Here is a 21,087-nt window from a genome sequence, read left to right as displayed (position 1 = left end):
AGCATCCTGCTCTGGCCGTCATTAGACTGCAGGGAAATTCACCACGGAGCAGACTTATGATTGCGGTACTTTTTGAGGCCGACGCCTTACCGGAAGCACAGGAAAGATATCTTCAGCTGGCGGCCGGGCTGACGCCTTTGCTTTCAGACACGCCGGGGTTTATCGCCATCGAGCGTTTTCAGAGCCTGAATTCACCCGGCAAAATCCTTTCGTTATCCTGGTGGGAAGATGAAGCATCGGTGGCCAACTGGCAGCAAAATGAGCGGCATCTGGCTGCCCAGCGCGAAGGCAAAGCATCGATTTTTTCATATTACAGAATACGCGTTGCCCGCGTGTTCCGGGATTACTCATCGGATCGGGGAGCACAGCCAGATGTATGATATTCACGTCATTCTCAGCAACACGCCGGGCTCGCTTGGCGCAATGGGTATAGCGCTGGGCAACAACGGTGTGGGTCTCGAAGGTGGTGGGGTATTCACCACGCCTGATGCCGGACATGCACATTTTCTGGTAGCAGACGGTGAGACAGCCCGCAGGGTGCTGACCGAGGCCGGATTTACAGTCAGCGATGTATGCCGTCCTCTGATACGCAAGTTACCCCAGGAACGACCCGGGGAACTGGGAGACATTGCCGACACCCTGGCCCGCAACGGTATTAATATTCTGGTACAGTACAGCGACCACCGTAACCGGCTCATTCTCCTTACCGATGATGACACCCGGGCAGCGGAAGTGACCAAAAAATGGGCCATACTTTCTGAATGAATCTCCTGAAAACGCAGCAAGACAGTGAGCCAGAGGCGGCACTGGAAACCGCGATGGCGATGGTGGCCTCAGCCCTCTCCGACCCGTCAAGGGTCAGTATTCTCTGCGCGCTGATGGACGGGCGCGCATGGACGGCGACCGAGCTCAGCACGGTCGCCGAGGTCTCCGCCTCCACCACCAGCGGACATCTTGCCCGGCTGCTCAGCAACGGGCTGGTGGTGTGTCTCGCGCAGGGGCGCCACCGCTATTACCGTCTGGCGGGCCCGCATATCGCCGGGCTGCTGGAAAACCTGATGGGCGTCTCAATGCAGGCGCATAAGGCGCTGGCCACCAGCACGCCGGTTACGCTTCGCTACGCCCGCACCTGCTACGACCATCTGGCGGGCGAACTGGCGGTGAATATTTATGAGTTTATGCTGCGGGAAAAATGGCTGACGGCAGATGGGCAGTCCCTGACGTCAGCCGGTAAAACCCAGCTTGAAAGCCTGGGCGCAGTACTTAACGTTCGACCGCGACGTAAGCCTTGCTGCCCCTGTCTTGACTGGAGCGAAAGACGTTTTCATCTGGGAGGCGACGCCGGATCGGCGCTGTTGGCGCTGTTTGAGCAAAAAGGATGGATAACCCGCGCGCCGGGATATCGGGAAGTGCAAGTGACGGATAGCGGCAGAGCGGCGCTGTCCCGACTGTTTAATCTGAAGGTGAACGGATAGCCTGAGTTTAGGCTATATCACATTTTCGCCGAACGGAGCCGGTTTAAGCCAGTCGGGCCATCAGTATGGCCCCTGGCGTTCAATCCATACCCGCTCGCGATCTCGCGGTAAACTGAGCTATCCCTGTCACGAGGTGCATGGCTTTGATGGACATTGTGTTGCGGGAAATCGGCGATGGCACCGCGCAGCGAGCGCCCGGTAAAATAACGGCCTGCATGCGCTAAAAAAACGGGAGCCCATCGGCTCCCGCTTTTACTTAATCCACCAACGGGATTACATGTTCGCGATAATCGCGTCGCCAAACTCTGAACATTTCAGCAGCTTAGCGCCTTCCATCAGACGTTCGAAGTCATAGGTCACGGTCTTGGCGGCGATAGCGCCTTCCATGCCTTTGACGATCAGGTCTGCGGCTTCGAACCACTGCATGTGGCGCAGCAATATCTACGACATAAATATTTAAGTGACTAATTTTATTATTGATTTCGCCATTTAATCGAATTTTTACCACCTTAAATCACATTATTTAACTTGTTGATTTAGCTAATTTAAATCTTCGTTTTGGGGAATGAACTTTAGGAAACTAAGTTGACGGTATTCACATTCGCTCATACCTCCTCCAATGTACAATGTGCTTCCTGAGTTAAATTCTTTAGGCTTCGCATAGACGAGAGGTATAAAGCATGGCAGATATCGTTTCTGGTTTAGCAGCACTAAAAACAGCCTTTGATTTAGCTAAAGACCTTAAAAATGCGACTAGCGCTTATAATGATGCTGAGATGAGGCTTAAGTTTAGCGAGCTTTATTCAGCGTTATCTGATGCTAAGATTGACCTAGCTGATGCTCAGATTGAAATGTTCGAAATGAAACAGAAAATTGAAGAGCTGCAAGCGAAACTTAACGCTTCTGATGAATGTGAGTTTCGCGATGCTGTATATTGGCGTCGCACGCCCATTGAAGGCAAGGCAAATGGACCTTTTTGCCCAAAATGCTATGAAGGGCCTGAGAATAAACTGTCTTCAATGAGTAGTGTTAGTGGTCATTTTAAAGTCTTTGGCAAATACAAATGCAACACCTGCGCTGCATATGTCAAATAGTACCACCGTTATGTCGCAATCCCGCTCGGGGAAGAATTGAAATGGATTATTGACGGCAACCGCGATAATGTGGTCATCCCATTTGTCGCTCATCGGATTCCTGAGCGGAAAATTAAACATAGTAAAGAGGTTTCACACCCGACACATGTTGCTCCAGATTATCTGAGCCGGTCCTTTTCCGCGGTGCGAGATAAACAAGGTTTATACGATAAACTGACGATGGATGAAAGACCAACCTTTCACGAAATCCGGGCGTTGGCCGCTCATCTTTTCGATCAGCAGGGTATAGGTCCACAAGGACGAATGGCGCATAGCGATGCAAAGTCGACAAAGATCTACACACAAAACCATATAGATTGGGTTGTTGTACCCCACGGAGAAATTCAATCTAGGTAATGCGATTATATTAAAAAAATTTATTAACACTATTATCAATTACCACCCCCATGGCACAGAGAAAAAACTTAACATAAAATATAAGTCTGTGCCGAAATTTATATTTCAGGCAACACCTTAGTCACCAATATAATTTTGAGGACCATCACAAAATTCACATCCGTAGGCACGACTATTTAAAGGAACCTGGTTGCTAAGATGTTCACAATATTTGCATTGAGACATCTTTTTATAATAATTCAAACATTCGACACATAAAAACCCTTCTCCGAAGATACAAACGCTGTCAGGTTTCATACAATTTGTACATCCAGCAGGAAAATCCGAAAACTCTTGCTGATCCAAACTGTAAACAAGCTCCTCATCAAACAATTCATATCTTTCAGATGAGTATCCACAATCTTTACATTCGAATTCTTCATCACCTTCAGGTAGTACATGAATTACTTCACAACTTGGGCAAGCTAAAGTAATTTTTCGTACTGAACTTGTGCATACCTTACACCGTGTAACTTCAAGCTTACGATTTTCATTACTAATGATTATCGTTTCAGTTACTGTTGCATCCTGATGGCATTCCGTGCAGTTACCTATCTGAATGTCTTGTTTAGCAATTTGTTCGAGTTCTGGCTGAACTTGCTTAAGCCGTATTTTAGCGTAAAATTCATTCCCTCTTATCAGGCGCGTTTCGTTTAAAGCCAACTTAAAATTATGGTTAGCTCGGAAGATAATTTTCCAATCGTCCCTTAATAATCGGTTAAGAGCGAACCAAGCGTCTGCTTGTTCTTTGAGTATTGTATGTTCTTCAGCAGCACTGAAAGTTGGATGGAAGAAATGTACAACACGGTTACGATGCTTTCTAACTTTATCAAAGGCATCATTCGTTTCTTTATCAAGAGGGTTTTCAAGTACGTCCTTCAATCTTTCCCGGGTTTCTTCATAGGTTACTGATTGAAAATCGCCGGCAAGATAAGCCTGTTTTTTTATTGGTTTCTTCGGACTGCATACCAATGACCAGTGCTCATGAGCCAATGGTACCTTCAATAAAATTTCAACCGCGGTCCAAAAACTGACAATAGAAAATTTCAGTTTAGAGCTTTCTAACTCCATCCTGGCCTTATCCAAAAACTCCAAACCATTGTTGATCAATGCCAGCACATCCTGACTGAGCTCACGTTGCTTCGGAACATCTTGATCTGAGTCATCATCGCACATCATTCTCTCCTTTAATGATTTCCACCCCATAGACATTGGAGCAAAGTCTGTATGTCTTAGTGTAAACGTTCAAGTTTATATGATCGACAAACGTGGACTACTTTCCCGCTCTAACGTGAGTTCATTACTTGGACGCGTTAGTGGTATCTCAGAATGGTTATGTAATTATTAATCATCATCTTGGTTGATTTTGTTTTACGCCACTTTCGAAGTTAATACACCAGAATTATATGGGGAGAAACTACCTCCTAACTCATTGATGTGTATAGCGCAGATTTTTCAAAAAAGCACTTTTTGTTTATACATACGAATACATCACACCACCAGCAATGGCGCGGCTTTCAGCGTTTTGAAAGCGGTGTCATGGAGTGTCGGGGGGCGGAGGTTCAAATCCTCTCGTGCCGACCAAAAAACCCAGAGAAACCAGCCTTCTAAGGCTGGTTTTTTTATGCCTGCTTTTTGCGCGGGGAGTTAGTGGGGTGAAACGGGGGAGAAACCCCATCAATAACAACTACTCCGGGGCTATTTCCCTCCCTAAAAAGTGCTCAATTTTCTGTCTTCTATACTTTCCGAATAACTACTGGAGGTAACCATGTGCGGACGATTTGCCCAATCACAGACACGCGAAGAATATCTGGCTTACCTTGCCGAAGAAGCTGAGCGTGACATCGCCTATAATCCAGAACCAATCGGCCGGTACAATGTGGCGCCAGGGACTAAAGTTTTACTCCTGAGTGAACGCGACGAGCAGTTGCACCTCGACCCGGTTCATTGGGGTTACGCGCCAGGGTGGTGGGATAAACCACCGCTGATTAATGCTCGAGTAGAAACCGCGGCGACAAGCAGAATGTTCAAGCCTCTATGGCAACACGGGAGAGCAATTTGTTTTACAGACGGCTGGTTTGAATGGAAAAAGGAAGGCGACAGGAAACAGCCTTACTTCATTCACCGTAAAGACGGCAAGCCCATCTTCATGGCGACTATTGGCAGCGTCCCTTTCGAGCGCGGAGATGAAGTAGAGGGGTTTTTGATTGTGACCGCTGCGGCCGATCAAGGGCTGGTCGATATTCATGACCGCCGGCCGCTAGTACTCACTCCTGAAGCCGCCCGCGAATGGATGAGGCAGGATGTAGGAGGTAAAGAGGCGGAGGAGATAATTGCAGATGGTGCGGTACCAGCAGACCACTTTACATGGCACCCCGTTTCGCGCGCGGTAGGTAACGTGAAGAATCAGGGTGCAGAGCTTATTAAAATTGTTCAAAAAGGTTAAACTGCTCCTTTCATGTATGAATTTTCACCATACATAATGAGGTCATGAAATGGGCAATATAAATCTTCATAGTTTTTTTAAAAAAGAGACATTAATAGTTGCACTGGCTACTGCACTTTGCTACACGGGGGCATATATATATGAAAGGGGATTTTCTGTTTACTTTGGCATCCCTACAGAATTAATCTCTGTAACACCGGGTAGCATTATCACTACTGTTTCTCTTTTCCTTGCATTTATTATGGCTCTATATATGATGTCGACCATCCCTATTGTGATATCTCATAGCAAAAAAAATAAAAAACAAGTATATCATAACCACATTAAGTTTCGCTCCAGTGTGGATACTATTCAATCTTATTTTCTTCTTAACATCTGGATTCAAAACACAAACGTTTACTATAGTAACTATTGCATACCTTTTTCTATGCGTTAGCCTTACTATTAATTTATCGCAAAACCCGCCCCCCAACAAACACAGTCCAGATGAAAACAAAAAAGGGATACAAACATATATTGATAACGCTATGTCCTTTACCTTTTTCTTTTCTTTAATATTTTTTGCCATTACAAGTGGAATGGGTACTTTCATAGCTCGAACCACTGATAATTTCAATGTTTTTACATATAAAAATGAAGAGTACAAGTTAATTAGAAATTATGGCGATAATATTATCGCCATAAAAATAAAAGACGCAAATAAGACAAAGGGTGTTTATATCTTTACGCCAGAAGAACTAAGTGGCATTCGCATGAGTCAAAGTAAAAAGTACGAACAATCAGAATAATATAATTATTTAACAACTAATAGATCATTGTATCTAGTAGTATATCGAGGCGAGAGCATTTCTCGCTTCATCTGCCAGGCAGCCTGGATCCCCTGCCCTGCAAAATACAGAGTTCCTCTTCCGCCTTTTGCATTGAGATGATCTAGAACTTCCATCAGTTTCTCACTCCCCCTCCGGGGAGCGTTATCATCGAACAGGTTTAGCTGGGCCACTCCCTGACTGTAGAAATCGCCCAGCATCACGCCGGCCTTCTGGTAACGGTGCCCGTCTCGCCAGATTGCATCGAGACATTTTGTCGCCGCGGTGATGATGTCCCTGCTGTCCTGGGTTGGCGTTAGCAGCTTTACTGATGCATTGTTCCCGTAATACGGCTCGTTCAGCGCAAAGGGGCTGGTTTTGACAAATGCGGAGATAAACCGGCAATACTGGTGCTCACCACGAAGTTTCTCAGCTGCGCGCGATGCGTATGAACATATCGCCTGGCGCATCTCATGGTATTCAGTGATACGACCGCCGAACGAACGGCTGCAAACGATTTCCTGCTTTACCGGTGCGAACTCCTCCAGACCGAGACAAGGCTCTCCGCGCAGCTCCCGCACTGTTCTTTCCAACACAACGTTAAAGTGTTTCCGGATAAAACGGATATCGGTATCCGCCAGCTGCAGTACCGTTTTAATGCCCATGGCCTCCAGTTTTTTACTGATACGGCGCCCAACGCCCCAAACCTCATCCATCGGAATCAAAGCCATCAACTTCCTCTGCCTATCAAGATTAGACAGATCCACCACGCCTCCGGTCTGCCGGTGCCACTGTTTCGCCGCATGATTGGCCAGCTTTGCCAGAGTTTTAGTCTGGGCTATGCCGACGCCAACCGTGAGGTGTGTCCTGCGCAGAACCGTCTCGCGAATTTCTCTGCCAAAATCGGTAAGATCTCGACAGTTACGAACACCAGTAAGATCGCAAAATGCCTCATCAATACTGTAAATTTCGCAGCGTGGAGAGAGTTCCTCCAGCGTTGTCATCACTCGGTTGGACATATCGGCATAAAGCTCATAGTTGCTGCTAAACGCGATAATACCGTGCCGGCGAAACATGTCCTTTTGCTTGAAATAAGGCTCACCCATTTTGACGAAGGGCTTCGCCTCTGGCGAGCGGGCGATCACACAGCCGTCGTTGTTTGACAGGACGACCACCGGACGCCCTTTCAGGTCAGGACGAAATACAGTCTCGCACGATGCATAAAATGAATTCACATCACAAAGCGCAAACATCTTAGCCAGCTGATTTAATGATGTACGTAACCACCCCGAACACGTCGAGAGTATCCTCGCTACCGACTACTATCGGCGAATATGCAGGGTTCATTGGGTTAAGCTGAACCCTTGGATGCAGCTGCAGCTTCTTAACGGTAAATTCCCCATCCACAGCAGCAATAACGATATCGCCATGAACTGCTGTTCTTGAGCTATCCACGACCAGAAGATCACCTTCCCCTATGCCGGCGTCTTTCATGCTGTCGCCGGCGGCTTTGACAAAATACGTCGCACTGGGGTGGTTAACGAGCAACTCGTTCAGATCGATACGTTGCTCAACATAATCCTGCGCTGGACTAGGAAAACCACATTGCACAAGGTCGCTGTACAACGGGAGCAGCATGATCTGACGTAACTCAAGGGGCGTGTAGAACTGCATAATAGACTCGCTCACATTAATACTGTTTTTATATACAGTAGTTTTAACAGAGCGACATATCAATATAGGCTCTGGCTATCAATTTATGCCATTGACGTAACACATTGATGTAACGAGTAAGGTAAGTCTAAAAGTGTTTTCAGGCCTTGCCTGTTTGATGGTTTTGCGAACAGTTGCTCGATAACGCCGATCGCCTGGATAAGCTGGTCAATGGGCCTGCGGCCACCGTTCCCGACCGGGCCGGGCAACCGCTGGACTCCTGGCGCCAGATCGTGACGATGATGCTTACACTGTCACTGATGCGCAGAGAGGGTCATAACAGGATGGCTCAAGTTGTACGCATGGTACTAATAGATGTTTTTAAAGAGGCTCAACATGCTGGTTATGTTCCTCCAGGATACAACCCTGCCCAGACAACGAAACAGCCACGAAATAAGATAAGCAGACAAAGGCTATCTCTGGAGGAATGGGAGGCTATTTATACATCCTCCGAACAACAACAACCTTATTTGCAATGTGGAATGTTGCTTGCCATTGTAACAGGGCAACGCCTCGGGGGTATTTGCATTATGAAGTTTTCGGATGTATGGGATGATACGCTGCATATTGAGCAGGAGAAAACAGGAACTCGTTTAGCCATTCCCCTTTCTCTCAGAAATGAAGCGTTAAATATTACTCTGAGTGATGTTATTTCAAAATGTAGAGATGCTGTGGTGAGTCAATATCTTGTTCATTTTCGCCATAGCACCTCACAGGCTAGTCGTGGTGACCAAGTGTCAGCCAAAACACTTACTTCAACGTTCAAGAAAGCACGGGAAAAAAGCGGTCTTACCTGGGAAGAAGGAACAGCACCGACTTTCCATGAACAGAGGTCTCTTTCAGAGCGCTTGTATCGTGAGCAAGGAATAGACACTCAGAAACTATTGGGCCACAAAACAACGAAAATGACTGACAGATACAATGATGACCGCGGCAAAGAGTGGATCGTTGTTGGTAAAAAAGCAGTATGATCTTCAATCAGTTTTGGGGAAGAATTTTGGGGAAGTTTTGGGGAAGCCTCCGCACACTCCAAAAAAAACGGGAGCCCATCGGCTCCCGCTTTTACTTAATCCACCAACGGGATTACATGTTCGCGATAATCGCGTCGCCAAACTCTGAACATTTCAGCAGTTTAGCGCCTTCCATCAGACGTTCGAAGTCATAGGTCACGGTCTTGGCGGCGATAGCGCCTTCCATACCTTTGACGATCAGGTCTGCGGCTTCGAACCACTGCATGTGGCGCAGCATCATCTCTGCGGACAGGATGATGGAGCCCGGGTTCACTTTGTCCTGGCCTGCATACTTCGGCGCAGTACCGTGAGTCGCTTCGAACAGCGCGCACTCGTCGCCGATGTTGGCGCCCGGGGCGATACCGATACCGCCAACCTGTGCCGCCAGCGCGTCAGAGATGTAGTCGCCGTTGAGGTTCATACAGGCGATAACGTCGTATTCCGCCGGACGCAGCAGGATCTGCTGCAGGAAGGCATCGGCGATCACGTCTTTTACCACGATCTCTTTGCCGGTGTTCGGGTTCTTGATTTTCACCCACGGGCCGCCGTCGATCAGCTCGCCGCCGAACTCTTCGCGAGCCAGCTGGTAGCCCCAGTCTTTGAACGCGCCTTCGGTGAACTTCATGATGTTGCCTTTGTGAACGATGGTCACAGAGTCACGATCGTTGGTGATCGCATACTCAATGGCTGCACGAACCAGGCGTTTGGTGCCTTCTTCAGAGCACGGCTTGATGCCGATGCCGCAATGTTCCGGGAAGCGAATTTTCTTCACGCCCATCTCATCGCGCAGGAATTTGATCACTTTGTCTGCTTCAGCAGAGTCGGCTTTCCACTCGATGCCGGCATAGATATCTTCGGAGTTTTCACGGAAGATAACCATGTCGGTCAGTTCCGGGTGCTTAACCGGACTCGGGGTGCCCTGGTAGTAACGTACCGGACGCAGGCAAACGTAGAGATCCAGCTCCTGACGCAGCGCCACGTTCAGGGAACGAATGCCGCCGCCGACTGGGGTAGTCAGAGGACCTTTGATAGCAACGCGGTAGTCACGAATCAGATCGAGGGTTTCAGCTGGCAGCCAGACATCCTGGCCATAGACGTGGGTCGATTTCTCACCGGTGTAAACTTCCATCCAGGAAATTTTACGCTCGCCCTTATAGGCTTTCTCAACGGCGGCATCAACCACTTTCAGCATCGCTGGGGTAACGTCAACGCCGATACCGTCACCTTCAATGAACGGGATAATCGGATTATGAGGGACGTTCAGTTTGCCGTTTTGCAGGGTGATTTTTTGACCTTCCGCCGGAACTACTACTTTGCTTTCCATTAACCTCTCCTTCGAGCGCTTCTGGTTCTGCTCTTCCCTCTTCACGCGAGCCTGGTGTTGGCTGAGTCGGCCAGCTTCGGAGTACCGGGTCTTCCCGCTAACCGGAGCTATCGCGTCCGTGTCGCCTTCCTGCCTGTGTTGCGAATCGGTTTGAGCAATTTTTTGTTAATAATTTGTAATGAGCATGTCAATACTACCTGAATGTTTGCGTCCATGAAAGGCATTCGTAATTAGGCTATAATGCGGCAATTGATAGAGCCTGAAAATACCATGCAGAAAACTTCATTTAGAAAACATCGCGTTGAGCGATTCAGCACACAACAAGTCACCAGACAACGTAAAGAACGCCAGCCAAAAACTGTGATCTTGTTCAATAAACCCTATGATGTGTTGCCGCAATTTACCGACGAGGCCGGGCGCAGCACGCTGAAAGATTTTATTCCCGTGGCGGGCGTCTACGCCGCAGGTCGTCTTGACCGCGACAGCGAAGGGCTGCTGGTGCTGACCAACGATGGCGCGCTGCAGGCGAAGCTGACCCAGCCGGGTAAACGCACCGGCAAGATCTACTACGTCCAGGTGGAAGGCGAACCCACGCCCGAGTCGCTGGCCGCTTTGCGCGACGGCGTCACCCTCAACGATGGCCCCACCCTGCCTGCCGGCGTAGAACTTGTGGAGGAGCCCGCCTGGCTGTGGCCGCGCAACCCGCCGATTCGTGAGCGCAAATCGATCCCCACCCGCTGGCTGAAGATCACGCTCTACGAGGGACGCAACCGTCAGGTGCGCCGGATGACCGCCCACGTCGGCTTCCCTACCCTGCGGCTGATCCGCTACGCCATGGGCGGCTACACCCTCGACGGGCTGGCCAACGGCGACTGGCGCAAAGCCGAATAACCGAAAAGGAAAAGCGATGTTTAAACCTCATGTCACTGTTGCCTGCGTGGTTCACGCCCAGGATAAATTTCTCATCGTCGAAGAGACCATTAACGGCAAAGCATTGTGGAACCAGCCGGCGGGCCATCTCGAGGCCAATGAAACGCTGCTGCAGGCCGCCGAACGTGAACTGTGGGAAGAGACAGGCATTCGCGCCACGCCGCAGCACTTCATCCGCATGCATCAGTGGCTGGCCCCCGATAACACCCCGTTTCTGCGCTTCCTGTTCGCCATCGAACTTAGCGATCTGTGCGCCACTGAACCGCACGACAGCGATATCGATCGCTGCCTGTGGCTCAGTGCTGAGGAAATTCTTAACGCGCCAAACCTGCGCTCGCCGCTGGTTGCCGAAAGCATTCGCTGCTACCTGCAGGACCCGCGCCAGCCGCTGTCGCTGATTGGCGCATTTAACTGGCCGTTCACAGGGGGTGAATGAACGGTGAGCGCGTGCTAGAATACGCCGCCTCGAAGTTCAATGTAGCGAGTATTTCCATGTCAGAAAGCCAGAAAAAAGTGATCGTCGGCATGTCCGGCGGCGTCGACTCCTCGGTCTCCGCGTACCTGCTGCTGCAGCAAGGGTATAAGGTGGAAGGCCTGTTCATGAAGAACTGGGAGGAAGACGACGGCGAGGAATACTGCACCGCCGCCGCCGACCTTGCCGATGCGCAAGCGGTCTGCGATAAGCTGGGCATTGAACTGCACACCGTTAACTTTGCCGCCGAATATTGGGATAACGTCTTTGAGCTCTTCCTGGAAGAGTACAAAGCCGGCCGCACGCCGAACCCGGATATTCTGTGCAATAAAGAGATCAAATTTAAAGCCTTCCTCGAGTTTGCCGCTGAAGACCTCGGCGCCGACTACATCGCCACCGGGCACTATGTGCGCCGCGCCGATGTCGACGGTAAAAGCCAGCTGCTGCGCGGTCTCGACGGCAACAAAGATCAGAGCTACTTCCTTTATACCCTCAGCCACGAGCAGATTGCCCAGAGCCTGTTCCCGGTGGGTGAGCTGGAAAAACCGCAGGTGCGTAAGATCGCTGAAGAGCTGGATCTGATCACCGCGAAGAAAAAAGATTCCACCGGCATCTGCTTTATCGGCGAGCGTAAATTCCGCGATTTCCTTGGCCGCTATCTGCCGGCGCAGCCGGGCAAAATCCTCACCGTCGACGGCGAGGAGATCGGCACCCATCAGGGGCTGATGTACCATACCCTGGGCCAGCGTAAAGGACTGGGTATCGGCGGCACCAAAGAGGGTAGCGAAGACCCATGGTACGTGGTCGATAAAGACGTGGAGAATAATATTCTTATCGTCGCCCAGGGCCATGACCACCCGCGCCTGATGTCCGTCGGCCTGATTGCCCAACAGCTGCACTGGGTTGACCGTGAACCGCTGCAGGGCACCCTGCGCTGCACGGTGAAAACCCGCTATCGCCAGACCGATATCCCCTGCACCGTTACCGCGCTGGATGAAGACCGTATCGAAGTCCGCTTCGATGAGCCGGTCGCGGCGGTGACCCCGGGCCAGTCCGCCGTGTTCTATTTGGGTGAAGTGTGCCTCGGCGGCGGAATTATTGAACAACGACTGCCTCTGCAGTCCTGAACGCGCGTTATTTCCGCCGGGACGAACCGCCCCGGCGGCTGACAAGGAGTATGTGTGGCGAAGAATTACTATGACATCACCCTGGCGCTGGCTGGCGTTTGCCAGGCGGCGCGACTGGTTCAGCAACTGGCGCATCAGGGACATTGCGACAGCGATGCCCTGCATGTGTCGCTGAACAGCATCATCGACCTCGATCCCGAGTCGACGCTGGCGGTGTTCGGTGGCAGTGAAGCCAATCTTCGCCTCGGCCTTGAAACGCTGCTCGGGGTGCTCAATACCAGCAGCCGTCAGGGCCTCAATGCGGAACTCACCCGCTATACCCTGAGCCTGATGGTGCTGGAGCGCAAGCTCGCCGCCAGTAAAGGGGCGATGGACACGCTCGGCAACCGCATCGCCGGCCTGCACCGTCAGCTGGAGCACTTTGACCTGCAGTCCGAAACGCTGCTCAGCGCCATGGCGGGCATCTATGTCGATGTGATAAGCCCGCTGGGCCCGCGTATTCAGGTGACCGGCTCCCCTGCCGTGCTGCAAAGCCCGCAGGTGCAGGCGAAAGTTCGCTCAGCGCTGCTGGCGGGGATTCGCGCCGCGGTGCTCTGGCATCAGGTGGGCGGCGGACGTCTGCAGCTTATGTTTTCCCGTAATCGTCTGGTTAACCAGGCAAAGCAAATTCTTGCTCATTTAACCCCGGAGTTGTGATCTATGGAATTATCCTCACTGACCGCCGTTTCCCCTGTAGACGGCCGCTACGGCGATAAAGTCAGCGCGCTGCGCGGTATCTTCAGCGAATTCGGTTTGCTGAAATTCCGCGTTCAGGTGGAAGTACGTTGGCTGCAAAAACTGGCCGCCCACGCAGCGATCAAGGAAGTTCCTGCTTTTGCTGCCGACGCAAACGGTTTCCTTGACAAAATCGTCGCCGATTTCAGCGTCGAAGACGCCGAGCGCATCAAAACCATCGAGCGCACCACTAACCACGACGTGAAAGCGGTAGAGTACTTTCTGAAAGAAAAAGTCGCTGACGTCGCCGAACTGCACGCCGTGTCGGAGTTTATTCACTTCGCCTGTACGTCCGAAGATATCAATAACCTCTCCCACGCGCTGATGCTGAAAACCGCCCGCGACGAAGTGGTTCTGCCTTACTGGCGCAAGCTGATTGACGCGGTAAAAGATCTGGCGACCCAGTACCGCGATGTACCGCTGCTCTCCCGTACCCACGGCCAGCCGGCGACGCCGTCCACCATGGGTAAAGAGATGGCGAACGTCGCCTACCGTATGGAGCGCCAGTACCGTCAGCTGAACCAGGTGGAAATCCTCGGTAAAATCAACGGCGCGGTGGGTAACTACAACGCCCACATCGCCGCCTACCCGGAAGTCGACTGGCATCAGTTCAGCGAAGAGTTTGTCACTTCGCTGGGCATTCAGTGGAACCCGTACACCACGCAGATCGAGCCGCATGACTATATCGCTGAGCTGTTTGACTGCATCGCGCGCTTCAACACCATTCTGATCGACTTCGATCGCGACGTGTGGGGCTACATCGCGCTCAACCACTTCAAACAGAAGACCATCGCCGGGGAAATCGGCTCCTCCACCATGCCGCACAAGGTGAATCCGATTGACTTCGAAAACTCCGAAGGCAACCTCGGCCTGGCCAATGCGGTCATGCAGCACCTGGCCAGCAAACTGCCGGTTTCCCGCTGGCAGCGCGACCTGACCGACTCCACCGTCCTGCGTAACCTCGGCGTGGGCATCGGCTATGCGCTGATCGCCTATCAGTCCACCCTCAAAGGGATCAGCAAGCTGGAGCTGAACCAGGATCGCCTGCTGGACGAACTGGATCACAACTGGGAAGTACTGGCTGAGCCGATCCAGACCGTGATGCGTCGTTACGGTATCGAAAAACCGTACGAGAAGCTGAAAGAGCTGACCCGCGGCAAACGCGTTGACGCGGAAGGGATGAAGCAGTTTATTGACAGCCTCGCCCTGCCGGAAGAGGAAAAAGTGCGTCTCAAAGCGATGACCCCGGCCAACTATATCGGTCGGGCAACCACCATGGTTGACGAGCTGAAGTAATCGCCCTGCCCCTCTTTCCGCCGGAAAGAGGGGCGTTTTATCGCCGGAAGGCGATCAGATCCAGACGTCGTTCACCGCCGTCCGCTCGCCGCCCTCGTGGCCGGTATTCAGCACCCCGCGCGGTTCAATCAGCAGCAGCTTCGCTTCCATCTCCGCCGAGGTCTTATGTTCCACCCCGCGCGGCACGACGATCATCTCCCCGGCCTTCACCAGCACATGTCCGTCGCGGAAGTCCACGCGCAATACCCCCTCCACCACCATCAGCGTCTCATCAGTTTCCGGATGGCTGTGCCAGATAAAGTCGCCGGCGATGCGCACGATCTTGAACTGATAGTCGTTCATTTCGGCCACCACTTTGGGCTGCCATTGTTCGCTGAACAGGGAAAATTTAGGAGCAAAATTAACGAGTTGATACATAGGCTGTCTCCTTGTGATAAAGGCAGTCAGCATAGTTCACCGCGCCGCGGTCACGCTTGAACGATTGTGCAACCTGCGCCGCCTTAGCCGCGGATCGCCCGCAGCCAGCGCCCCGGAGAGAGGCCAAAGCGGCTGATAAACTGGCGCGTCATGTGGCTCTGGTCGGCAAAGCCCGCCTCGGCGGCAATATCCACCAGACGCTCCCCGGCGCGCATCCGCTGGCGACAAAAATCGAGCCGGCGCATCATGACGTATCGCCACGGACTGGTGCCATACAGCGTTCTGAAATCGCGGCTCAGGCTCCAGCGGTCCCGGCCGCTGACCTGCGACAGGATGTCGAGGGTCATATCCTGCATAAAACAGGCATGGATATACTCCCGGGCCCTCTCCGCCGCCTGATAATCAAACGCCTGGCGACGGGAACGCTGCCCGCCGACCACGGCCAGGGTCTGCGCCAGGTCGTACAGGGCGTCCTCTTCCTCCAGCGGCTCGAAGGTAGCCGTGACCGCTTTCAACAACGGTTGCGCGGCGCGACGTAGCCGTGGATCCGCCGACAGGCCGCCGGGGATAAACGGCAATGGTCTGCCGCCGAGTATCTTCTGGATCAGCGCGGGTTCGATATAGGCCATGCGGTAGTGAAACCCCGCCTCGGTGCCCGCCTCGCCATCGTGTATTTCGTCCGGGTGAAGGACCATCGTCCCGCCGGGCAGACTGTGCTGTAGCCCGCCGCGATAGTGAAAGCTCTGCACGCCGGCGATCGTCTGGCCGATGGCGTAGGTGTCATGCCGGTGCGGCTCATAGCCGTGGCCGCCGAAGAAGGCTTCGATGCGCTCCGTCCGACTGGGCGACTGCGCCAGCCTGACCCAGTCCGCGCTCTGCTGCTGAGACATAATGGATAACCTGCGGCGTCATTGAGGGATAATTCCAGCACTATTACACAAAAAATTAACATCACCAACCCGCCGCTGCCCGCGCCCTGCCGCTGGGCGTTTGCTGAAATTAAGCATAGAATGAAGGAGTTCCATGCCCGTGCGCAAAAGGCGCCGCCCAACGCCGACCTGCCCGGCGATGCTGCACGCCGTTTGTATAAAAAGCTTTATTTAACAGCTGTTTATATTTTGCGTATATAATAAGCGTCAGACTACTTTCGAAATTGCTAGGGAGAACAGCCATGCGCGTACTCGTGGTTGAGGATAATGCCCTGCTGCGTCACCACCTCAAAGTTCAGCTACAGGAGCTGGGCCATCAGGTCGATGCCGCAGAGGATGCCAAGGAAGCGGATTACTATCTGGGCGAACATCTCCCGGATATCGCCATCGTCGATCTCGGTCTGCCGGACGAAGATGGATTATCGTTGATCCGCCGCTGGCGCAGCCACGACGTGTCACTGCCGGTGCTGGTGCTGACCGCCCGCGAAGGTTGGCAGGATAAAGTCGAAGTGCTGAGCGCCGGGGCGGATGATTACGTCACCAAGCCTTTCCATATTGAAGAGGTTGCCGCCCGCATGCAGGCGCTGCTGCGCCGCAACAGCGGCCTGGCCTCGCAGGTGATCTCTCTGCCGCCGTTCCAGGTCGACCTCTCCCGGCGCGAGCTGTCGGTGAACGACCAGCCGATCAAGCTGACGGCTTTTGAGTACACCATTATGGAAACCCTGATCCGCAATCGCGGCAAAGTGGTCAGTAAGGATTCGCTGATGCTCCAGCTTTACCCGGATGCCGAACTGCGTGAAAGCCATACCATCGACGTGCTGATGGGCCGGCTGCGTAAGAAAATTCAGGCTGAATACCCGCAGGACGTCATCACCACGGTGCGCGGCCAGGGCTATCTGTTCGAACTGCGCTGATGAAGGGACTGTTACGGCATATTTTCCCGCTGTCGTTACGGGTTCGCTTCCTGCTGGCGACCGCCGGGGTGGTGCTGGTGCTCTCCCTGGCTTATGGCATGGTGGCGCTGGTGGGCTACAGCGTCAGCTTCGATAAAACCACCTTCCGTCTGCTGCGCGGCGAGAGCAATCTCTTTTATATGCTGGCCAAATGGGAGAACGGCGCCATTGACGTCGATATCCCGGAAAATCTGAATATGGAAAGCCCGACGGTGACCCTTATTTACGATGAGAAGGGCAAACTGCTGTGGGCGCAGCGCGATGTTCCCTGGCTGACAAAACGCATTCAACCGGATTGGCTGAAACGCAATGGCTTCCATGAAATTGAAGCCGATGTCGACAGCAGCAGTATGCTGTTGCGCAATAACCATGAGGTTCAGGAACAGCTGGACGCCATCCGCGAACAGGGCGACGATTCGGAGATGACCCACTCGGTGGCGATCAACTTCTACCCGGCCACCAGCAAAATGCCCCAGCTCAGTATCGTGGTGGTCGACACCATCCCGGTGGAGCTCAAGCGCAGCTATATGGTGTGGAGCTGGTTTATCTACGTGCTGGCCGCCAACCTGTTGCTGGTGATCCCCCTCCTGTGGGTCGCCGCCTGGTGGAGCCTGCGCCCCATCGAGTCGCTGGCCAAAGAGGTGCGCGAGCTGGAGGAACATCACCGCGAGAAGCTCAATCCCAACACCACCCGCGAGCTGACCCGGCTGGTCAGCAACCTTAACCGGCTGGTTCGCAGCGAGCGTGAACGCTATGACAAATACCGTACCACCCTCACCGATCTCACCCACAGCCTGAAAACGCCGCTGGCGGTGATGCAGAGCACGTTGCGCTCGCTGCGCGGCGAGAAGATCAGCGTCGACGAGGCGGAGCCGGTGATGCTGGAGCAGATCAGCCGTATTTCGCAGCAGATTGGTTACTATCTGCATCGCGCCAGCATGCGCAGCGGCGGCACCTTGCTGAGCCGGGAGCTGCACCCGATCGCCCCCCTGCTCGACAGCCTGACCTCCGCCCTCAATAAGGTTTATCAGCGCAAGGGGGTCAATATCTCGCTCGACATCTCGCCGGAGATCAGTTTTGTCGGCGAGCAGAACGATTTTATGGAAGTGATGGGTAACGTTCTCGATAACGCCTGTAAGTACTGTCTGGAGTTCGTGGAGGTTTCCGTGCGCCAGACCACCGACAGCCATCTGCACATTCTGGTGGAAGACGATGGGCCGGGGATCCCGCCGAGCCAGCGCCGCGCTGTCTTCGACCGCGGTCAGCGGGCAGATACTCTGCGTCCCGGCCAGGGGGTGGGGCTCTCCGTCGCCCGGGAAATCGTCGAACAATATGACGGGGAGATCATCGCCGGCGAGAGCCTGCTCGGCGGCGCCTGCATGGAGGTGGTGTTTGGCCGCCAGCTGATGGAAGATAAAGAGAGTTAATCGTGGAGTTTTTTCACGGCGCCTGCATCGCCGGGGCGCCGCATCCGTTATAATCCCTGTCAGACACCTGCAGTGGAATATCAATATGGATTATCAATTAACGCTTAACTGGCCCGACTTTATCGAACGCTACTGGCAAAAACGGCCGGTGGTACTGAAGCGCGGCTTCGCCAATTTTATCGACCCGCTGAGCCCGGACGAACTGGCTGGACTGGCCATGGAGAGCGAGGTCGATAGCCGCCTTGTCAGCCATCAGGATGGAAAATGGCAGGTCAGTCACGGTCCCTTCGAAAGCTACGATCACCTGAGCGAAAACAACTGGTCCCTGCTGGTACAGGCGGTCAACCACTGGCATGAGCCGTCGGCGGCGCTGATGCACCCGTTTCGCGCTCTGCCGGACTGGCGTATCGACGACCTGATGATCTCCTTCTCTGTACCGGGCGGCGGCGTCGGCCCGCATCTGGATCAGTATGATGTGTTTATCATCCAGGGCACTGGCCGTCGGCGCTGGCGCGTCGGGGAAAAAGTGCCGATGAAACAGCACTGCCCGCATCCGGACCTGCTGCAGGTTGACCCCTTCGAGGCGATCATCGATGAAGAGATGGAGCCGGGCGATATTCTCTATATTCCGCCAGGATTCCCGCATGAGGGATATTCGCTGGAAAATTCGCTGAACTATTCGGTCGGCTATCGCGCGCCGAATGCCCGCGAGCTGTTCAGCGGCTTTGCCGACTACGTTCTCCAGCGCGAACTGGGCAGCCAGCGCTACGCCGATCCGGACGTGCCCTCCCGCGACCATCCGGCGGATATTTTACCGGCCGAACTCGACCGCCTGCGCGAGATGATGCTGGGGCTGATTAACCAACCGGAGCACTTTAAGCAGTGGTTCGGCGAGTTTATCACTCAGTCGCGTCATGAGCTCGACGTCGCGCCGCCGGAGCCGCCGTATCAGCCCGATGAAATTTACGATGCCCTGCAGCAGGGCGATACCCTGGAACGCTTGGGCGGCCTGCGGGTGCTGCGCATTGACGGCGAGGTGTTCGTCAATGGCGAGAAGATCAACTCTCCGCACCGCCCGGCGCTGGACGCCTTAGCCACCCACCTGACGCTGCGCGCCGACCATTTTGGCGATGCGCTGGAAGATCCCTCTTTCCTCGCCATGCTGGCGGCGCTGGTCAACAGCGGCTACTGGTTCTTTGGCGACTGAGTGCCATCCTGCCCGGCGGCGCTGCGCTTGCCGGGCCTACGGGTTCCGCGGTCACCGGTTGGACCGTAGGCCGGATAAGGCGTTAGCCGCCATCCGGCACGAAGACAGGCACCCGCTCTGCTGTTGACCGCCCGGCGGCGCTGCGCTTGCCGGGCCTACGGGTTCTGCGGTCACCGGTTGGACCGTAGGCCGGATAAGGCGTTACCCGCCATCCGGCACGAAGACAGGCACCCGCTCTGCTGTTGACCGCCCGGCGGCGCTGCGCTTGCCGGGCCTACGGGGTCAGCAGTCACCGGTTGGACCGTAGGCCGGATAAGGCGCAGCCGCCATCCGGCACGAAGACAAGTACCCGCTCTGCTGTTGACCGCCCGGCGGCGCTGCGCTTGCCGGGCCTACGGGGTCTGCGGTCACCTGTTGGACCGTAGGCCGGATAAGGCGTTAGCCGCCATCCGGCACTTCGTGGTTTCGATGGCGGCAATGTCTTACCCGAGCATTATCGCCTCTCGCCTGCATCAAATTCGCTTACCTCACCCGCCCACTCCGGGGGGTACCATCCCCGGCGCACATCACGATGAAAGGTCGAATACGGCCAATCCTGCACCCGACGGACATAACCGCGCTTAACGGGATTGATATAAACGTAATCCATATGCCGCCGGTAATCTTCTTCATTACGGATGGCATGTTCCCAGAAGCGCGGTTGCCAGATGTGGCGCTGCGCCAGCGCCCGGGTAAACGTTTTTTTAATATCCCGCCAGCGACCGGAATAATCGGTATCCCCCTCAGGCAGGGTCCAGATGCAGTGCATATGCTCCGGTAAAACCACCCAGGCGTTAATCAGAAAAGGTTTTTTGCTTTTAACCAGCGCTGTAGCGATACGCAGATGAGTAATATGCCGCGTCAGGAGATCGCTGTGGCGATTTTGCAGGTTAACGGTGAAGAACCAGCAGCCGCCGGGGATATAACTGCGACGATAGTCAGACATGTGAGGTTCCCTCCTCAATATTAGCCTTATCGCTTTTGCCCGGCGGCGCTGCGCTTGCCGGGCCTACGGGTTCCGCAGTCACCGGTTGGACTGTAGGCCCGATAAGGCGTTAGCCGCCATCCGGCATAAAGACGAGTACCCGCTCTGCTGTTGACCGCCCGGCGGCGCTGCGCTTGCCGGGCCTACGGGTTCAGCAGTCACCGGTTGGACCGTAGGCCGGATAAGGCGCAGCCGCCATCCGGCACGAAGACAAGTACCCGCTCTGCT

General features: G+C 53.7%; 22 protein-coding genes and 3 pseudogenes. 17 read left to right on the top strand and 8 right to left on the bottom strand.

What is annotated here, in order from left to right:
- Positions 1-56: 56 nt before the first annotated feature.
- From K5R89_RS07640 to K5R89_RS07630, 3 genes are read left to right on the top strand one after another with little or no spacing between them, the layout of a single operon-like run.
- Complete coding sequence (locus tag K5R89_RS07640; RefSeq protein ID WP_004203706.1) at positions 57-380, top strand: antibiotic biosynthesis monooxygenase; 324 nt, start codon at positions 57-59, stop codon at positions 378-380.
- Complete coding sequence (locus tag K5R89_RS07635; RefSeq protein WP_032452460.1) at positions 373-765, top strand: amino acid-binding protein; 393 nt, start codon at positions 373-375, stop codon at positions 763-765. Before K5R89_RS07640 ends, K5R89_RS07635 begins: the two co-directional genes overlap by 8 nt.
- Positions 762-1,475, top strand: a complete 714-nt coding sequence (locus K5R89_RS07630) for a helix-turn-helix transcriptional regulator (protein ID WP_085550708.1) — start codon at positions 762-764, stop codon at positions 1,473-1,475. Before K5R89_RS07635 ends, K5R89_RS07630 begins: the two co-directional genes overlap by 4 nt.
- A gap of 273 nt (positions 1,476-1,748) precedes the next feature.
- On the opposite strand, the pseudogene K5R89_RS07625 reads toward K5R89_RS07630, so the two are convergent.
- Positions 1,749-1,916: pseudogene (locus K5R89_RS07625) on the bottom strand (NADP-dependent isocitrate dehydrogenase); the annotation flags it as partial.
- Positions 1,917-2,155: 239 nt separating this feature from the next.
- Between K5R89_RS07625 and K5R89_RS07620 the strand changes: the two are divergent.
- Both K5R89_RS07620 and K5R89_RS07615 read left to right on the top strand, forming a co-directional pair.
- Positions 2,156-2,569 carry a hypothetical protein gene (locus tag K5R89_RS07620; protein ID WP_040235833.1) on the top strand — a complete coding sequence of 138 codons (414 nt, stop codon included), beginning with the start codon at positions 2,156-2,158 and terminating at the stop codon, positions 2,567-2,569.
- Positions 2,570-2,578: 9 nt separating this feature from the next.
- Positions 2,579-2,965, top strand: a pseudogene (locus K5R89_RS07615) (recombinase); the annotation flags it as partial.
- A gap of 117 nt (positions 2,966-3,082) precedes the next feature.
- Here K5R89_RS07615 and K5R89_RS07610 read toward each other — a convergent pair.
- Complete coding sequence (locus K5R89_RS07610; protein WP_244350961.1) at positions 3,083-4,180, bottom strand: hsdR; 1,098 nt, start codon at positions 4,178-4,180, stop codon at positions 3,083-3,085.
- A 592-nt stretch (positions 4,181-4,772) separates the two neighbouring features.
- On the opposite strand from K5R89_RS07610, the gene K5R89_RS07605 reads away from it, so the two are divergent.
- Together K5R89_RS07605 and K5R89_RS07600 are read left to right on the top strand one after the other, a co-directional pair.
- On the top strand, positions 4,773-5,450 hold the full coding sequence (locus K5R89_RS07605; protein WP_087827273.1) for an SOS response-associated peptidase: 678 nt from the start codon (positions 4,773-4,775) through the stop codon (positions 5,448-5,450).
- 527 nt (positions 5,451-5,977) lie between these two features.
- Positions 5,978-6,238, top strand: a complete 261-nt coding sequence (locus K5R89_RS07600) for a hypothetical protein (RefSeq protein ID WP_137910534.1) — start codon at positions 5,978-5,980, stop codon at positions 6,236-6,238.
- Positions 6,239-6,243: 5 nt separating this feature from the next.
- Here the strand turns inward: K5R89_RS07600 and K5R89_RS07595 are convergent, their stop codons facing one another.
- Both K5R89_RS07595 and K5R89_RS07590 read right to left on the bottom strand, forming a co-directional pair.
- Positions 6,244-7,509: a Y-family DNA polymerase gene (locus K5R89_RS07595; RefSeq protein WP_087827271.1), complete on the bottom strand. Its 1,266-nt coding sequence runs from the start codon at positions 7,507-7,509 to the stop codon at positions 6,244-6,246.
- A gap of 1 nt (position 7,510) precedes the next feature.
- A complete protein-coding gene (locus tag K5R89_RS07590; RefSeq protein WP_023289199.1) occupies positions 7,511-7,930 on the bottom strand; it encodes a translesion error-prone DNA polymerase V autoproteolytic subunit in 420 nt (139 codons plus the stop codon).
- A 299-nt stretch (positions 7,931-8,229) separates the two neighbouring features.
- Here K5R89_RS07590 and K5R89_RS07585 point away from each other — a divergent pair.
- Positions 8,230-8,940, top strand: a pseudogene (locus K5R89_RS07585) (tyrosine-type recombinase/integrase); the annotation flags it as partial.
- A gap of 112 nt (positions 8,941-9,052) precedes the next feature.
- Here the strand turns inward: K5R89_RS07585 and icd are convergent.
- A complete protein-coding gene (gene icd / locus K5R89_RS07580) occupies positions 9,053-10,303 on the bottom strand; it encodes an NADP-dependent isocitrate dehydrogenase (RefSeq protein WP_023289166.1) in 1,251 nt (416 codons plus the stop codon).
- 240 nt (positions 10,304-10,543) lie between these two features.
- On the opposite strand from icd, the gene rluE reads away from it, so the two are divergent.
- Genes rluE through purB form a run of 5 tightly spaced genes read left to right on the top strand, consistent with a single transcriptional unit; the run spans position 10,544 to position 14,902 of the window.
- On the top strand, positions 10,544-11,194 hold the full coding sequence (gene rluE / locus K5R89_RS07575; RefSeq protein WP_217259094.1) for a 23S rRNA pseudouridine(2457) synthase RluE: 651 nt from the start codon (positions 10,544-10,546) through the stop codon (positions 11,192-11,194).
- Between the two features lie 16 nt (positions 11,195-11,210).
- Positions 11,211-11,669: an NUDIX hydrolase gene (locus tag K5R89_RS07570; protein WP_004150802.1), complete on the top strand. Its 459-nt coding sequence runs from the start codon at positions 11,211-11,213 to the stop codon at positions 11,667-11,669.
- 56 nt (positions 11,670-11,725) lie between these two features.
- A complete protein-coding gene (mnmA, locus tag K5R89_RS07565) occupies positions 11,726-12,832 on the top strand; it encodes a tRNA 2-thiouridine(34) synthase MnmA (protein ID WP_012542211.1) in 1,107 nt (368 codons plus the stop codon).
- 54 nt (positions 12,833-12,886) lie between these two features.
- A complete protein-coding gene (hflD, locus tag K5R89_RS07560; protein ID WP_004140557.1) occupies positions 12,887-13,528 on the top strand; it encodes a high frequency lysogenization protein HflD in 642 nt (213 codons plus the stop codon).
- Positions 13,529-13,531: 3 nt separating this feature from the next.
- Positions 13,532-14,902 (top strand): adenylosuccinate lyase, encoded by a 1,371-nt coding sequence (gene purB / locus K5R89_RS07555; protein WP_004176557.1) that lies wholly within the window; start codon positions 13,532-13,534, stop codon positions 14,900-14,902.
- 54 nt (positions 14,903-14,956) lie between these two features.
- On the opposite strand, the gene K5R89_RS07550 is transcribed toward purB, so the two are convergent.
- Both K5R89_RS07550 and K5R89_RS07545 read right to left on the bottom strand, forming a co-directional pair.
- Positions 14,957-15,319 carry a cupin domain-containing protein gene (locus K5R89_RS07550; protein ID WP_087827586.1) on the bottom strand — a complete coding sequence of 121 codons (363 nt, stop codon included), beginning with the start codon at positions 15,317-15,319 and terminating at the stop codon, positions 14,957-14,959.
- Between the two features lie 83 nt (positions 15,320-15,402).
- Positions 15,403-16,209, bottom strand: a complete 807-nt coding sequence (locus tag K5R89_RS07545) for an AraC family transcriptional regulator (RefSeq protein WP_023289162.1) — start codon at positions 16,207-16,209, stop codon at positions 15,403-15,405.
- 21 nt (positions 16,210-16,230) lie between these two features.
- On the opposite strand from K5R89_RS07545, the gene K5R89_RS07540 reads away from it, so the two are divergent.
- From K5R89_RS07540 to K5R89_RS07525, 4 genes are all read left to right on the top strand, one after another.
- Complete coding sequence (locus K5R89_RS07540; protein ID WP_137910536.1) at positions 16,231-16,449, top strand: hypothetical protein; 219 nt, start codon at positions 16,231-16,233, stop codon at positions 16,447-16,449.
- A gap of 41 nt (positions 16,450-16,490) precedes the next feature.
- Complete coding sequence (gene phoP, locus K5R89_RS07535) at positions 16,491-17,162, top strand: two-component system response regulator PhoP (RefSeq protein ID WP_004206636.1); 672 nt, start codon at positions 16,491-16,493, stop codon at positions 17,160-17,162.
- A complete protein-coding gene (gene phoQ / locus K5R89_RS07530; protein WP_004206635.1) occupies positions 17,162-18,628 on the top strand; it encodes a two-component system sensor histidine kinase PhoQ in 1,467 nt (488 codons plus the stop codon). The genes phoP and phoQ overlap by 1 nt, the downstream gene beginning before the upstream one ends.
- A gap of 85 nt (positions 18,629-18,713) precedes the next feature.
- Complete coding sequence (locus K5R89_RS07525; RefSeq protein WP_004206634.1) at positions 18,714-19,835, top strand: cupin domain-containing protein; 1,122 nt, start codon at positions 18,714-18,716, stop codon at positions 19,833-19,835.
- Between the two features lie 493 nt (positions 19,836-20,328).
- On the opposite strand, the gene K5R89_RS07520 is transcribed toward K5R89_RS07525, so the two are convergent.
- Positions 20,329-20,820, bottom strand: coding sequence for a hypothetical protein (locus tag K5R89_RS07520; protein ID WP_087827943.1), 492 nt, complete (start codon positions 20,818-20,820; stop codon positions 20,329-20,331).
- Positions 20,821-21,087 lie beyond the last annotated feature (267 nt).

The sequence above is a fragment of the Klebsiella sp. TF21-TM genome, from assembly GCF_019753495.1.
In the GTDB taxonomy this organism is placed as follows: domain Bacteria; phylum Pseudomonadota; class Gammaproteobacteria; order Enterobacterales; family Enterobacteriaceae; genus Klebsiella; species Klebsiella quasipneumoniae.
This window is presented reverse-complemented; position numbering and strand designations above follow the sequence as displayed.